Genomic DNA, 13,308 nt, shown 5'->3' on the forward strand with positions numbered 1-13,308 from the left:
GCCAGAGCGGCGCGCTCCGGCGCGGGCATGTCGCGGTCGCGCAGCCAGATCCAGCGGGCACCGGCCTCCAGGCAGGCGGCGACGCGGGTCTCCAAGGGTTCCGGGCAGCCGTGCCGGTCGGTGACGATCAGCAGGCGGGCGGGCAGGCTCACGAGCCGACGAGGCCGAGCTGGGGGCTCGACGGCTCGGCCCGGGCGCGGCGCGGGATGCGACCCGCGAGATAGGCGAGGCGGCCGGCCTCGACGGCGTGGCGCATGGCGCGGGCCATCCGGACCGGATCGTCGGCCTTGGCGACAGCGGTGTTGAGGAGCACCGCGGCGGCGCCGAGCTCCATCGCGATCACCGCGTCGGAGGCGGTGCCGATGCCGGCATCCACGATCACCGGCACCGGCGAGCGACGGCAGATCAGCTCGAGATTGGCCGGGTTGGCCACGCCCATGCCGGAGCCGATCAGCGAGCCCATCGGCATCACGGCGGCGGCGCCGAGATCGGCGAGGCGGCTGCACACGACCGGATCGTCGTTGCAGTAGGGCAGCACCACGAAGCCGGATTCGACCAACTGGCGGGTGGCCTCGATCGTCTCGGCGACGTCGGGATAGAGCGTCTCGCGGTCGCCGATCACCTCGACCTTGATCCAGTTGGTGCCGAGCGCCTCGCGGGCCAGCTCCGCCGTCATCACCGCGTCGCGGGCGGTCTCGCAGCCGGCGGTGTTGGGCAGGAAGCGGGAGCCCTTGAGGCGCGCGACGGTGTCCGAGCCGTGGCCGTGGAGCGAGATGCGGCGGATCGAGACGGTGACCACGTCGGCGCAGCTCGCCCGCACCGCCTCGCTCATGATGGCCTGCGTCGGGTAGCCGGCGGTGCCGATGAGCAGGCGTGAGGAGAGGGACGTGCCGGCGATCACCAGTGGGTCGTCGTGGGAGTCGGTCATGGGGTTCCTCCGAGGATTGTCTGTCACTAGCCGCCCTGCATGGCGCGGACGATCTCGACGCGGTCGCCCTCGCTGAGCGCCGTCGCCGCCCAGTCGCGCTGGCGCACCACCGCGCCGTTCAGCGCGATGGCGAATCCTTGCGGGCCGGGCAGGTCCAGGTCGGCGGTCTCCTGGCGCCAGAGGGCATCGAGGGTGGCGGCCTCGCTGTCGCGGGGCTCGCCGTTGACGAGGAGCTTCATGGGGTCTCGCTGGGTGGGGTGTGTTCGAGGCTGCGCGCGGCGAACCGGGCGAGGCCGAAGGGGGCGGCTACCGGCAGCGTCTCGCCGCGCAGGATCAGGGCGGCCACGGCCTCGGCGGTGACCGGGGCGAGGAGGTAGCCGTTGCGGTGGTGGCCGGCGGCGAGGACCAGGCCGGGCAAGGCCTCGCCGAGGATCGGGGCATCGTCGTCGGAGGTCGGGCGAAAGCCGCTCCACACGCCCACCACCCGCATCTCCTCCACCCCCGGCAGGGCGCGACGGGCCCCCTCGAGCAGGGCGTAGAGGCCACCGGCGGTGAGGTGCGGGTCGAAGCCGGTCTCCTCGACGGTGGCACCGACGATGAGCGAGCCGTCGCCCTTCGGCGCCATGTGGACCTGCTCGGTCCAGACCACGTGGGCGAGGCCGCCGCTGCGGGGCGTCATCTGCAGGGCCATCGACTGACCCTTGAGCGGGCGCACCGGCAGGGCGAGGTCGGGCACCAGCCCCCCCTCTCCGGCCCAGGCCCCGGAGGCGAGCACCACGGTGCCGGCGCGCAACACGCCCGAGCTGGTCTCGACGCCGGTGACCCGGCCGCCCTCGCGGGTGAGCGCGGTGACGGTGCAGCTCTCGACGAGCCGCCCGCCGGCGGCGCGGAGGGCCCGGCGCAGGGCCGCCATCACCCGCGCCGGATCGACCTGATGGTCGTCGGGGCAGAACAGGCCGGCGGTGACGGTGGGGCGAAGGCCCGGCTCGCGGGCCCGGATGGCGGGGCCGGACAGCCACTCGACCCGAAGGCCCTCGCGGCGCTGCAGCTCGTGGCGGAAGCGCAGGCGCTCGACCTCGTCGCGGCCGAGCGCGATGACGAGCGTGCCCTCGCGGCGGTAATCGATGGCAAGGCCGGATTCCGCCTCGAGCTCATCGCGAAACGGGTGCCAGAGGCGCTGGCTCTCGAGGCAGAACGGCGACAGGACCTCGCCCCCGGGCTCGTGCTCGGCCGCCGCCGCCAGCATGCCGGTGGCGGCGAGGCTCGCGCCGTCGCCGGCCCGCCCGCGCTCGATCACCGCGACCGCGAGGCCGGCCCGCGCCAGGCGCCAGGCCACCGACAGGCCGATCAGCCCGGCGCCGATCACCGCCACGTCCGCCCGCTCCGGCAGCCGGTCGCTCTCCGGATCCTTCTCCGGTCCGCCCCGCCGTCCGATCGTCTGCGCGTGCACCCTCGTCTCCACGGTGGCCCGGAGAGAATGGACTGCGCCCGATTGCCGGATGATGCGCGTGGGTCCTGATGGACCCTGTCCAATCCCTACGCCGGTATGAGCCGGATCAGGTTCGAAGGATTTCCGCGCTGACCGGGGCCGTGGGGGGCCGGGTCCAGCGGTGTCTCAGCCCCTTGTCGGGGATCTCCCTGGAACGGCCGGAATTTGGCGAGCGTCGCGCCCTTCGTCAACCACCCCCGCCATGGCCGCCGCGCGGGGCGTGCCTGCGCGCCGCGACGCCGTCAGGACATCACGCGGCTCAGGGAAGCTGCGCGGCGGGCGAGGTGTAGGCCGGGTCGTGCGCGAAGGGCAGCGCCGTCCCCTCGCGCAGCGCCCGCAGCACGACCGCGAAATCCGTCGCGGCGGTGAAGCCGAGCACCCGCGCGGCGCGCCCCGCGTCGTAGACGCGCCCGATGCGCTCCGGCAGGCGCCAGCCGCGCCGGCGGTAGAGTTCCTCGGCGTCGGGGAACCGCGCGCGGATCACCGCGGCGGCGTCGCTGTGCAGCGCCTCGGCCTCGTCGCGCCGGAACGGCGTCGGCGCCGCGATCACGAGGGTCTCGAAGCCGAGATCCGGTGCCCGCTCCAGCGCCAGCACGTGCGCGCGGGCGGCGTCCTCCACGGTCAGGCGCCGGTGCAGGAACTCGTTGGCCTTCAGGTTCTCGCCGGAGAGCCGGCGGTCGGTGTCGTCCTCCTCGGGAAAGAAGCGGGCGGTGCGCAGGACGAGGCAGGCGAGGCCCTGCTCCTCCCGGGCGATCCGGCACAGGCCTTCCGCCGCGAGCTTCGTCACGCCGTAGATGTTGCGGGGCGCGAGCGGGCCGGAGGTCTCGTCGAGCCAGATCGCGGCCCTGCCGGCCTCGGCGCGGATCTCCCGGCTGATCATCAGCGACGTCGTCGAGGTCATGACGAAGCGGTCGTGCCCGGCGGCCACCGCCGCCTCGAGCAGGTTCAGCGTGCCGGTCACGTTGACGTCGACGAAGTGCCGGGCCGGGTGGCGGGCGATGTCCGGCTTGTGCACGGCGCCGGCGTGGATCACGGCCTCGATCCCGTGCGCGGCGAAGGTCCGCTCGACGAGGCCGCGATCGACCACGGAGCCGAGCACCTGCGTCTCCGCCCCCGCCGCAACGTCGAGCCCCACGACGGTGTGGCCGGCGGCCCGCAGCTGCGGCGCGAGGAAGCGCCCGAGCCAGCCCGACGATCCCGTGAGGAGAACGCGCATCCGGCCTCCTGCCTATCTCCGCGCGACCGCCGTCAGCCGCTCTCAGCCGCCCTTGCCGGGACGATAGATCGCCATCTCCTCGGCGAAGCCGTCGAGGGGGTGGGTGCCCAGCAGCTCGGGGTCGCCCCACAGGAAGTCAACGAAAGGCTTCGACATCAGCAGCGGCTCGGACAGCACCTTGTTGAGCTTGGCAAGCCGGCTCGCCAGGTTCACGTCGCGGCCGATCACCGTGAAGTCGAGCCGCGCGCCCGAGCCGACATTGCCGTAGGCCGCCTCGCCGTGGTGGAGCGCGATGCCGATCTCGATCCGGGTCGGGAAGCGCCCGGCGCGATTGGCCTCCTCGACGCGGCGGAGCGCCGTCTGTGCGGCGGTGAGCGCCCCCTGCGCGGCGCCGCCGAGGTCGTCGCCGCTCTCGCGGAAGATCGCCAGCAGGCCGTCGCCCATATATTTCAGCACCTCGCCGCCCTCGCTCTCGATCGGCGGCACCAGGCAGTCGAAGTAGGTGTTCAGGAGCTCCACTGAGGCCTCGGGCGTGAGCGCGTCGGTGAGGTGGGTGTAGCCGCGCATGTCGGCGAACAGGATCGCCGAGCGGATCCGCTCGACCTGGCCGCGACGGATGAAGCCGGCGAGGATCGCCTGGTGCGGCCCGTCGCCGACATAGACCCGCAGCACGTGGTCGAGGCGGGCGTTGAGGCCGCGCATCTCCATCACAGCCGACAGGGTCGGCACGATGAAGCGCAGGATCGCCAGGTCGTCGTCGGCGAAGCCGCGCGGATCACGGGTCGCGAAGGTGACGCCGTTCTTGGTGCCGTTGGTGAAGAACAAGGGCACGGTGATGTAATGGGTGTAGCCCGCCGCCTTCAGCTCCGGGACGATGCTGAAGCGGTCGTCCGGCGTCTCGCGCAGGTCGAGGATCAGCCACTGGCCGGTGGCGAAGACGTGGGCGAAGGGGCTGCGGGCGAGCGCCTGCTCGCTGGCCTCGCCGTGCGGGAAGAGGCGGAAGCTGACACCGTCCTCCCGGGTCCAGAACCGGCCGACGCCGGAATAGTCGGAGTGCAGCGCGTCGATGGCAGTGGTGGCGCGGTCGACCGGCACGCCGAGGTCGTTCAGCCGCTCGGCCATGCCGGCGAGGAGGTCGCCGGATTCCGGCAGTCGCGCCCCCTCGCTCAAGAGCCAGTCGCGGAGCGCCACGCACTCGCGAAACAGGCCGATCGGGATGTCGCTCGCCTCCGACCCGTCCGCCGCGGCCGTGGGCGTCGGGACGGAGTTGGGGCGAGGCGATTCGTACATGGCTCTGACATGGGCGCTGCGCCGTGGAACGGCAAGGCTTGGCAGTGGGCAAATGGCCCGTCAGCTTGGCATTTGACCTAGCGTCTGCTAGGGGCTGCAGTGTCGCCGGAACCGCGTCCCGGCCGGCCGTAAGCGTCTCACGTCAGGCAACGCGCTCCCTTGGGTGGTATTCACACCGGGCGGGTGCGTGCAGCCTCGTCCGGGCGGATCCGCCCGCTCCGAAAGACGTGTCATGCCTTTTCTCAGAGTCCCGCGACGCCTGCCGGCCTCCTCGGCCCCGCTGGTGACCGCGTTCCTGCTCTCGGTCATGATGACCTGCATCGTCTCGGCCATCGCGACCCTGCTCAGCCTCGGGGCGACGCCCGAGGCGCTGCGGCACTGGCCGCGGGCCTGGGGCTTCTCCTGGCTCGTCGCCTTCCCGACGCTGCTGCTCGTGCTGCCGCTGGTGCGGCGCGCGGTGGCGCGGATCGTCGACTCCCCGCTGTAACGAAGAGGCCCGGGAGGCGGTTGCCTCCCGGGCCCGAACTGTTGAATTCCCGGCCTCAGTTGTCGAGGAAGCTCCGCAGCTTGCGCGACCGGCTCGGGTGCTTGAGCTTGCGCAGAGCCTTGGCTTCGATCTGGCGGATGCGCTCGCGGGTGACCGAGAATTGCTGGCCGACCTCCTCGAGGGTGTGGTCGGTGTTCATCCCGATGCCGAAGCGCATGCGCAGCACCCGCTCCTCGCGGGGGGTGAGCGAGGCCAGCACCCGGGTGGTGGTCTCGCGCAGGTTCGACTGGATAGCCGCGTCGATCGGCAGGACGACGTTCTTATCCTCGATGAAGTCGCCGAGATGGGAATCCTCCTCGTCGCCGATCGGGGTCTCAAGGGAGATCGGCTCCTTGGCGATCTTGAGGACCTTGCGCACCTTCTCGAGCGGCATCGCCAGCTTCTCGGCCAGCTCCTCCGGGGTCGGCTCGCGGCCGATCTCGTGCAGCATCTGGCGCGAGGTCCGGACGATCTTGTTGATCGTCTCGATCATGTGCACCGGGATACGGATCGTGCGGGCCTGGTCGGCGATCGAGCGGGTGATCGCCTGCCGGATCCACCACGTGGCGTAGGTCGAGAATTTGTAGCCGCGGCGGTACTCGAACTTGTCGACCGCCTTCATCAGGCCGATGTTGCCCTCCTGGATCAGGTCCAGGAACTGCAGGCCGCGGTTGGTGTACTTCTTGGCGATCGAGATCACCAGCCGCAGGTTCGCCTCGATCATCTCCTTCTTGGCCTGGCGGGCTTCGCGCTCGCCCTTCTGGACCATGTGGACGATCTTCCGGTACTCCTGGATCTCCAGGCCGGTCTCGGAGGCGAGCGAGATGATCTGCTCGCGCAGGGTGCCGATGTTGTCGGCGCCGCGCTCGGTGAAGTTCTTCCAGCCCTTGCCGCCGAGCTTGGCCACCCGCTCGACCCAGTGCGGGTCGAGCTCGTAGCCCTGGTAGTGGCGCAGGAACTCGTCGCGGGCGACGCCGTGGTTCTCGGCGAGCCGCATCAGGCGGCCCTCGTGCGAGATCAGCCGCTTGTTGATGTCGTAGAGCTGCTCGACCAGCGCCTCGATGCGGTTGGCGTTCAGCGACAGCGACTTCACGTCGGCGACGACGCGGTTCTTCAGCTCGGAGTAGCGCTGGCCCTGCGACTCGGAGGCCGCCGCGCCCTTCAGCCGCGTCTCGGCCTGCTCGGCCTGCACCTTGCGCAGCTTGCGGTAGTTGTCGGCGATGGCGTCGAAGGTCTCGAGCACGCGCGGCTTGAGCTCGGCCTCCATGGCCGAGAGCGAGACGTTGTTCTCGAGGTCGTCCTCGTCGCCCTCCCCCTCCGGCGGGGTCTCGCCCTCCGCGTCGCCCTCCTCCTCGGATTCGGCCTCGCCCTCGGCGGGGCCGGCGCGGCCGTCGGGGCCCGCATAGGTCGCCTCGAGGTCGATGATGTCGCGCAGGAGCACCCGGCCGTCGACGAGCTCGTCGCGCCAGATGATGATCGCCTGGAAGGTGAGCGGGCTCTCGCACAGGCCGGCGATCATCGCCTCGCGACCGGCCTCGATGCGCTTGGCGATCGCGATCTCGCCCTCGCGGGAGAGGAGCTCGACCGAGCCCATCTCGCGCAGGTACATCCGGACCGGGTCGTCGGTGCGGTCGGTCGGCTCCTTGGCGGTCTCGGTCCTGAGCGCCACCGGGCGCGCGGCGGCGACCTCGGCCACCTCGCCGCCCTCGCTGGCCTCCTCCTCCTCGGCCCCCTCCTGGGGGGCGCCCTCGGCCTGCTGGTCGTCGGCCTCCTCGGCCTCGACCACGTTGACGCCGAGCTCGGACAGCTGGCCCAGCACGTCCTCGATCTGCTCGGAGGTGAACTCCTCCTGAGGCAGCACCTCGTTCAGCTCGTCGTAGGTGACGTAGCCGCGCTTCTTGGCGAGCTTGATCATCCGCTTGACGGAGGCATCCGTCAGGTCGAGGAGCGGGCCGTCGGTCTGCTGCTCGGGGGCCGCCTCGGTCTCGTCTCGTTCCGTTGCCTTCGTCGCCATGCTCAGCCTATGCTTCCCGGTGTCGGCAGTGCCCGGGCGGGGGAGGCTCCCGCCGTGCCGGCACCGTGATGTCTCGTCGGGCGGCGCGCGAGCCGCCCCAGGATCTCACGCAAATGTGCAAGCCATTCGATCGACTTGCCGTTAACTAGTCCGGACGGAAGCCGCAAGTCGCGCGTGGCGTCAGGACGGTTCCGTCTCCTCGGCCGTCTCCGCCTCGACCTCGGCGCCTGCCACCACGGAGAGACGAGTCTTCACGTCGCGCAGCCAGGCGAAATTGGCCTCCGTCTCCTCTTCCGCCAGGGCGCGCTCGGCGGCCCGGAGTTCGCTATGTAGCGTTCCGGCCTTGCGGTGCAAGATCACGGCCTGCCTCAGCGCGTCCTCCAGCCGCACCGGATCGGCGTGGGGATCGAGCACCCAGCGGTCGCCGGGCCGCACCAGGCCGGCGATTCGCCCGGCCGCCGCGGCGAGCCCGGCCCGTTCCAGCCGCGCGTCGAGGAGCGTCGTGTCGCCGGCGCCACCCTCGGCGGCGAAATCGAGGAGCGCGCCGCGCAGGGTCCGGGCGTCCGCCCCCTCGAACTCGACCTCGGCCAGTTCCTCGGCCCCGCGGGCGAGGAGCTCGGGATGGACGAGGAGAGCCGCGACGATCAGGGCCTCGCGGGAGGACGAGCCGCCGGAGAACAGCGACGAGCGGGCAAGCAGGGGGCTTGCCCGGGCGGTGAGCCGCGGAGAGACCGGCTGCGCTGGCGCCCCCCGGGGCCGCGGCACGAAGGGCGCGCGCTCCCTCCCCTGCTGGGCGCGGGCGCCGTTGGGGCTCAACCCCCGCAGGCGGGCCTCGATCTCGTCGCGGTAGTAGCGCTTCAGGGTCTCGTCGCGGATGCCGCCGACGATCTCGCGCAGGCGCTGGGCGAGGCCGGCCCGGCGCTCCGGCGTGTCGACCGGGCTCAGCTCGGTCTCGCGCGACCACAGCACGTCGACGAGGGGGCGGGCTCCGTCGAGCACCCGGTCGATGGCACCGGGACCGCCGGTGCGCAGGAGGTCGTCCGGATCCTGGCCCTCGGGCATCAGGGCGAAGCGCAGGGATTTGCCCGGCTGGAGCGCCGGCAGGGCGACGTCGAGGGCGCGGTAGGCGGCGCGCCTTCCGGCCCCGTCGCCGTCGAAGCACAGGATCGGCTCGTCGGCCATGCGCCAGAGCAGGGCGAGCTGATCCTCGGTCAGCGCCGTGCCCAGGGAGGCCACCACCTCGGGGTGGCCGGCGAGCGTCATCGCGATGGCGTCGACGTAGCCCTCGACCGCGATCACCCGGCCGGTATCGTGGGCGGGCTTTCGCGCCGCGTGGTGGTTGTAGAGCATCCGCCCCTTGTGGAAGAGCGGCGTCTCCGAGGAATTGAGGTATTTCGGCTTGGCGTCCGGGCTCATGCCGCGGCCGCCGAAGGCCACCACCCGGCCGCGCACGTCGCGGATCGGGAAGATGACCCGGTCGCGGAAGCGGTCGAACGGCACCTTGATGTCGTCGCCGGTGGTCAGCAGGTTCAGCTCCACCATCAGCTCGGCCGGCACGTCCCGGGCGGCGAGGTGGTCGCGGAGTGCGTAGCGCTCCGGCGGCGCGTAGCCGAGGCGGAAGGTGCGGCGGACCTCGCCGTCGAGGCCGCGGCCGGCGAGGTAGTCGCGGGCCCGGGCGCCCGCCCGGCCGGCGAGCTGCTCCTCGAAGAAGGCGCAGGCGAGCTCCATCACCTCGAGGGCGCCGCGCCGCCGCGTCTCGCTCTCGCGCGAGGCCTCGCTGGGGGCCGGCAGCGCCACGCCGGCCTCGCTGGCGAGCCGCTCCACCGCCTCCGGGAACGAGACGCCTTCGGTCTCCATCAGGAAGGTGAAGATGTCGCCGTGCTTGCCCGACGAGAAGCAGTGATAGAACTGCTTCTGGTCGTTCACGTAGAACGAGGGCGACTTCTCGGCGTTGAACGGCGACAGGCCGCGCCATTCCCGCCCCGCCTTCTTGAGGCGCACGCGCCGGCCGACGACCTCGGAGGCCGGCAGGCGGGAGCGGATCTCTTCGAGCAGGTGGGGCGGATAGCGCACGGCGGGGTCCGGTTCAGGGGATCTGCCTTGTAGCGCGTCTTGGTCAGCGGAGTCCTAACGAACCGGTCCCGAGACCGTAGGGGTCGTCGATGACCTCTCGCATCGCGGGGACTGGCTCGCCCGACGCACTCACCGTCGCGGCGGTATCGCCGCGCCCGGACGGCCTGCATCGCGTCGAGGTGCAGCGTCGTCGCGTCCGGGCACCGCCTCCGGGGCCCGGGCCCGAGTTCAGGCCAGCATCGACTTCACCAGGGCGCTCGCCTTGCCGAAATCCATCCGGCCCGCATAGGCCCCTTTGAGCGCGGCGATGACCTTGCCCATGTCCTTCGGTGACGCGGCACCGGTCTCGGCGATGGCGGCCTGGATCGCCGCGCGGGTCTCGTCCTCGTCCATCTGCTGCGGCAGGAACTGGGCGATGATCGCCGCCTCGCCGCGCTCAGCCTCGGCGAGCTCCGGGCGGCCGCCCTGCTCGTAGACGCCCGCCGACTCGTTGCGCTGCTTGATCATCTTCTGCAGGAGCGCGAAGATCTCCTCGTCGGCGAGGGGCTCCTTGCCGAGGCCGCGGGCTTCGATGTCCTTGTCCTTGAGGGCGGCCTGGATCAGGCGGACAGTGGCGAGCTTCGCCTTGTCGCCGGCCTTCATGGCCTCCTTCATCTCGGCGGTGAGGCGCTGCCGCAGCATGCTGGTCTCCAGTTGTTCCATTGTGGCGCGAGGCACTTGAGGGGATAATGCGGCATCCCCAGATTGACCGGGCTGCCGCCGGCCCCTTAAACAGCCGGCCGCGCCCGTCGGCCGTGCCCGGCCGCGACATAAGCGAGTTCACGATCATGCTGCAAGACGACGCGGCCGCCCCCGCGCAACCCGAAGGCTGGGCCGAGCCCGTCGCGACCGCCCTCCTGGTGCTCGCCGACGGCACGGTTCTGGAGGGTTTCGGCATCGGCGCCACCGGCGAGGCCGCCGGTGAGGTCTGCTTCAACACCGCGATGACCGGCTACCAGGAGATCCTGACCGATCCGTCCTACGCCGGGCAGATCGTCACCTTCACCTTCCCGCATATCGGCAACGTCGGCACCAACGACGAGGACCTGGAGAGCCTGGACGACGCCCCAGCCTCCGGCGTGCGCGGCGCGGTGATCGCCTCCGCGGTGACGAACCCCTCGAACTGGCGCTCCTCGCGCCACCTCGACGGCTGGCTGAAGGCCCGCGGCATCGTCGGCATCACGGGGGTGGACACCCGCGCGCTCACCGCGCTCATCCGCGACCGCGGCATGCCGAACGCGATCCTGGCCAACGACCCGGCCGGGCGCTTCGACCGCGAGGCCCTGAAGGCCAAGGCCGCGGCGCTTCCGCCGATGGAGGGCCTCGACCTCGTGCCGCCGGTGACGAGCAAGGCGTCCCAGACCTGGGGGCAGACCGTGTGGCAGCACCCGGCCGGCTACGGCAGCCGGGCTCCGGGCGAGGGCCTCAAGGTCGTGGCGATCGACTACGGCGTGAAGCGCAACATCCTGCGGCTCCTGGCCCGGGCCGGCTGCGACGTGACCGTCGTGCCGGCCACCGCCACGGCGGAAGAGGTGCTGGCGCTCAAGCCCGACGGCGTGTTCCTGTCAAACGGCCCCGGCGACCCGGCGGCGACGGGCGAGTACGCCGTGCCGGTGATCCGCGCGCTCCTCGACAAGAAGGTGCCGACCTTCGGCATCTGCCTCGGCCACCAGCTGATGGGCCTCGCCCTCGGCGGCCGCACGGTGAAGATGAGCCAGGGCCACCACGGCGCCAACCACCCGGTGAAGGACCGCACCACCGGCAAGGTCGAGATCGTCTCGATGAACCACGGCTTCGCGGTCGATCCGAACAGCCTGCCGGAGAACGCGGTCGAGACCCACGTCTCGCTCTTCGACGGCTCGAATTGCGGCCTCACCCTCACCGACCGCCCGGCCTTCTCGGTGCAGCACCACCCGGAGGCCTCGCCGGGCCCGCAGGACAGCCACTACCTGTTCGACCGGTTTGTCAGCCTGATGCGCGAGACGAAGATCGACAACGCCTGACACGAAAAAAGGTTGCGGCCAGCTTCGGCCGCAGCCACAAAAAACCCGAACTCGCGGCCGATTCTCCCGGCCGTACACCGCCCTGGAGCGACGACGGTTCGAACGATCGTCGCGGGGCCGCGATTCGGGGCTTGCCCAGTGACCGACCACGCCGCGACCGACAGCTTCTCGCGCCTGCACCGCACCTTCACGACGCATCTCGGCATCGCCGTGGGCCTCGCCTGGGTGACGACCCTGGCGGCCGCGATTCAGGCGCCGTGGGTGCGCAACATCCGCGCGCTGATCGACCCGATGACGAGCCGCGTCGAGAGCACCTGGTCGTTCCTGTTCGCGATGCCGGTGGTGCTGACGCTGGCCTGGCTCGGCGCCGTGTACGGCCGCGAGATGCTGCGCGAGCTGCGCGCCCTGCCGAACGACGCCGCCGAGTTCGCCCTGGCGGCCGTCGTCGCCTTCGCGGTGTTCTATCTCTCGATCGACCGGGCCATCTCGGTCCTGCTGATCGGCGGCTGAGCCCAGCACGGCGGACGAGCCGGAGGAAGGAACGTGGTCTCCTCCTGGCGCGAGTTCTGGGATCGGGACAACCCGATCTACGTCAACGACCGGCACAAGGCCCGGCACTATGCCGGGCTCGCCGAGGAGATTGCCGCCCTGGTGCCGCATCCGGGCGCCGCGGTGCTCGATCACGGCTGCGGCGAGGCCCTGTCCGCCGACCGGATCGCGGCGGCCTGCGGCCGTCTCCATCTCTGCGAGGCCTCCCCGCGCCAGCGCGCGGCCCTCGCCGCTCGCTACGCCGACCGTCCCGGGATCGCCGTCCTGGCCCCGGACGAGGTCGCCGCCCTGCCGGAGGCCAGCCTCGACCTCGTCGTGGCGAACTCCCTGGCGCAGTACCTCACGCCGCTTGAGCTCGATGCCTGCCTGGCGACGTGGCGGCGCACGCTCAGGCCCGGCGGACGCCTGATCCTCGCCGACGTGATCCCGCCACAGCTCGGCGCCGCGGCGGACGCCGCAGCCCTCCTCGCCTTCGCCCGGCGGGACGGCTTCCTGCTGGCGGCCCTCCTCGGCCTCGCCCGCACCGTCGTCTCGGATTACCGCTCCTTGCGCCAGCACCTCGGCCTCACCCGCTACGGCGAGGCGAAGATCCTGGCCAAGCTCACGGATGCCGGCTTCGCGGCGGAGCGGATGCCGCGCAACCTCGGACATAACCAGGGGCGGATGGCGTTCGTTGCGACCGTCTGAGGTCGCGTCGGCTCACGGTCTGTCACCGCTCCCGAACGGTCATTGACGCGTGACCTGCCTCGCATCGTACAGTGCTTTGCGGTGTGGCCGGTCCGCGACCAGATTGCGCTCAGCCAAAATCGCCCGGAGCACGTCCCTCAGTGTCTGCTGAATCGATCAAAGGCCCGGCTTCATACTTCCCATCAATAGAGAAGAAATATGGACGCCCCATCGGAGAGTGGCAGGAACTCGTCCGACAGAGGCTCCCGGCCAAGCACATGGACCTGGTCGCGATGTTGAAGGCGGACCATGGCATGGGCCACGGGCATGCGAACGCAATAGTGGCGCACGTCCTCGCGACGGAAAAGAATTAGTCATCACTCGGCGCAATCGCAGCTGGGCCGCCCTCAACTTTATCCGCATAGTCCGAAGACTGGGTGATCGCATTCCGAATCCGCCACTCCGGGAAGCGCCCGGGGCTGGACGCCCGGGCGATATTTCGCCGCGCGGGCTTG

Annotated in this window: 13 protein-coding genes and 1 riboswitch; of the genes, 5 read left to right on the top strand and 8 right to left on the bottom strand. The window is 71.3% G+C overall.

Annotated elements, in window-relative coordinates; all coding sequences use genetic code 11:
* Nucleotides 1–148 precede the first annotated feature (148 nt).
* From thiG to VQ02_RS12735, 5 genes are all read right to left on the bottom strand, one after another.
* Nucleotides 149–928 (bottom strand): thiazole synthase, encoded by a 780-nt coding sequence (thiG, locus tag VQ02_RS12715; RefSeq protein WP_048444571.1) that lies wholly within the window; start codon nucleotides 926–928, stop codon nucleotides 149–151.
* Between the two features lie 26 nt (nucleotides 929–954).
* A complete protein-coding gene (gene thiS, locus VQ02_RS12720) occupies nucleotides 955–1,167 on the bottom strand; it encodes a sulfur carrier protein ThiS (protein ID WP_048444572.1) in 213 nt (70 codons plus the stop codon).
* The gene (gene thiO / locus VQ02_RS12725; RefSeq protein ID WP_048444573.1) at nucleotides 1,164–2,378 is read right to left on the bottom strand and encodes a glycine oxidase ThiO; all 1,215 of its coding nucleotides are present in this window, start codon (nucleotides 2,376–2,378) and stop codon (nucleotides 1,164–1,166) included. The genes thiS and thiO overlap by 4 nt, the downstream gene beginning before the upstream one ends.
* 65 nt (nucleotides 2,379–2,443) lie before the next feature.
* A riboswitch (TPP riboswitch) is annotated at nucleotides 2,444–2,577 on the bottom strand.
* A 99-nt stretch (nucleotides 2,578–2,676) separates the two neighbouring features.
* Nucleotides 2,677–3,633: an NAD-dependent epimerase/dehydratase family protein gene (locus tag VQ02_RS12730; RefSeq protein ID WP_048444574.1), complete on the bottom strand. Its 957-nt coding sequence runs from the start codon at nucleotides 3,631–3,633 to the stop codon at nucleotides 2,677–2,679.
* Between the two features lie 42 nt (nucleotides 3,634–3,675).
* Nucleotides 3,676–4,923, bottom strand: a complete 1,248-nt coding sequence (locus VQ02_RS12735) for an adenylate/guanylate cyclase domain-containing protein (protein WP_048444575.1) — start codon at nucleotides 4,921–4,923, stop codon at nucleotides 3,676–3,678.
* Between the two features lie 232 nt (nucleotides 4,924–5,155).
* Between VQ02_RS12735 and VQ02_RS12740 the strand changes: the two genes are divergently transcribed.
* A complete protein-coding gene (locus VQ02_RS12740; RefSeq protein ID WP_048444576.1) occupies nucleotides 5,156–5,410 on the top strand; it encodes a DUF2798 domain-containing protein in 255 nt (84 codons plus the stop codon).
* Nucleotides 5,411–5,465: 55 nt separating this feature from the next.
* Here VQ02_RS12740 and rpoD read toward each other — a convergent pair whose 3' ends face one another.
* The 3 genes from rpoD to VQ02_RS12755 all read right to left on the bottom strand — a co-directional run bounded on the left by rpoD (nucleotide 5,466) and on the right by VQ02_RS12755 (nucleotide 10,217).
* Nucleotides 5,466–7,463, bottom strand: a complete 1,998-nt coding sequence (gene rpoD / locus VQ02_RS12745; protein ID WP_048444577.1) for an RNA polymerase sigma factor RpoD — start codon at nucleotides 7,461–7,463, stop codon at nucleotides 5,466–5,468.
* A 180-nt stretch (nucleotides 7,464–7,643) separates the two neighbouring features.
* A complete protein-coding gene (gene dnaG, locus VQ02_RS12750; protein ID WP_048444578.1) occupies nucleotides 7,644–9,536 on the bottom strand; it encodes a DNA primase in 1,893 nt (630 codons plus the stop codon).
* A gap of 228 nt (nucleotides 9,537–9,764) precedes the next feature.
* Nucleotides 9,765–10,217 (bottom strand): GatB/YqeY domain-containing protein, encoded by a 453-nt coding sequence (locus tag VQ02_RS12755; protein WP_048444579.1) that lies wholly within the window; start codon nucleotides 10,215–10,217, stop codon nucleotides 9,765–9,767.
* A gap of 146 nt (nucleotides 10,218–10,363) precedes the next feature.
* Between VQ02_RS12755 and carA the strand changes: the two genes are divergently transcribed.
* From carA to VQ02_RS12775, 4 genes are all read left to right on the top strand, one after another.
* Nucleotides 10,364–11,578 carry a glutamine-hydrolyzing carbamoyl-phosphate synthase small subunit gene (gene carA, locus VQ02_RS12760; protein ID WP_048444580.1) on the top strand — a complete coding sequence of 405 codons (1,215 nt, stop codon included), beginning with the start codon at nucleotides 10,364–10,366 and terminating at the stop codon, nucleotides 11,576–11,578.
* Between the two features lie 138 nt (nucleotides 11,579–11,716).
* Nucleotides 11,717–12,088, top strand: a complete 372-nt coding sequence (locus VQ02_RS12765) for a hypothetical protein (protein ID WP_048444581.1) — start codon at nucleotides 11,717–11,719, stop codon at nucleotides 12,086–12,088.
* 33 nt (nucleotides 12,089–12,121) lie between these two features.
* A complete protein-coding gene (locus VQ02_RS12770) occupies nucleotides 12,122–12,814 on the top strand; it encodes a class I SAM-dependent methyltransferase (protein ID WP_048444582.1) in 693 nt (230 codons plus the stop codon).
* Between the two features lie 140 nt (nucleotides 12,815–12,954).
* Nucleotides 12,955–13,167, top strand: coding sequence for a DUF4287 domain-containing protein (locus VQ02_RS12775; RefSeq protein ID WP_048444583.1), 213 nt, complete (start codon nucleotides 12,955–12,957; stop codon nucleotides 13,165–13,167).
* Nucleotides 13,168–13,308: the final 141 nt, after the last annotated feature.

The organism is Methylobacterium variabile, from assembly GCF_001043975.1.
GTDB lineage: Bacteria > Pseudomonadota > Alphaproteobacteria > Rhizobiales > Beijerinckiaceae > Methylobacterium > Methylobacterium variabile.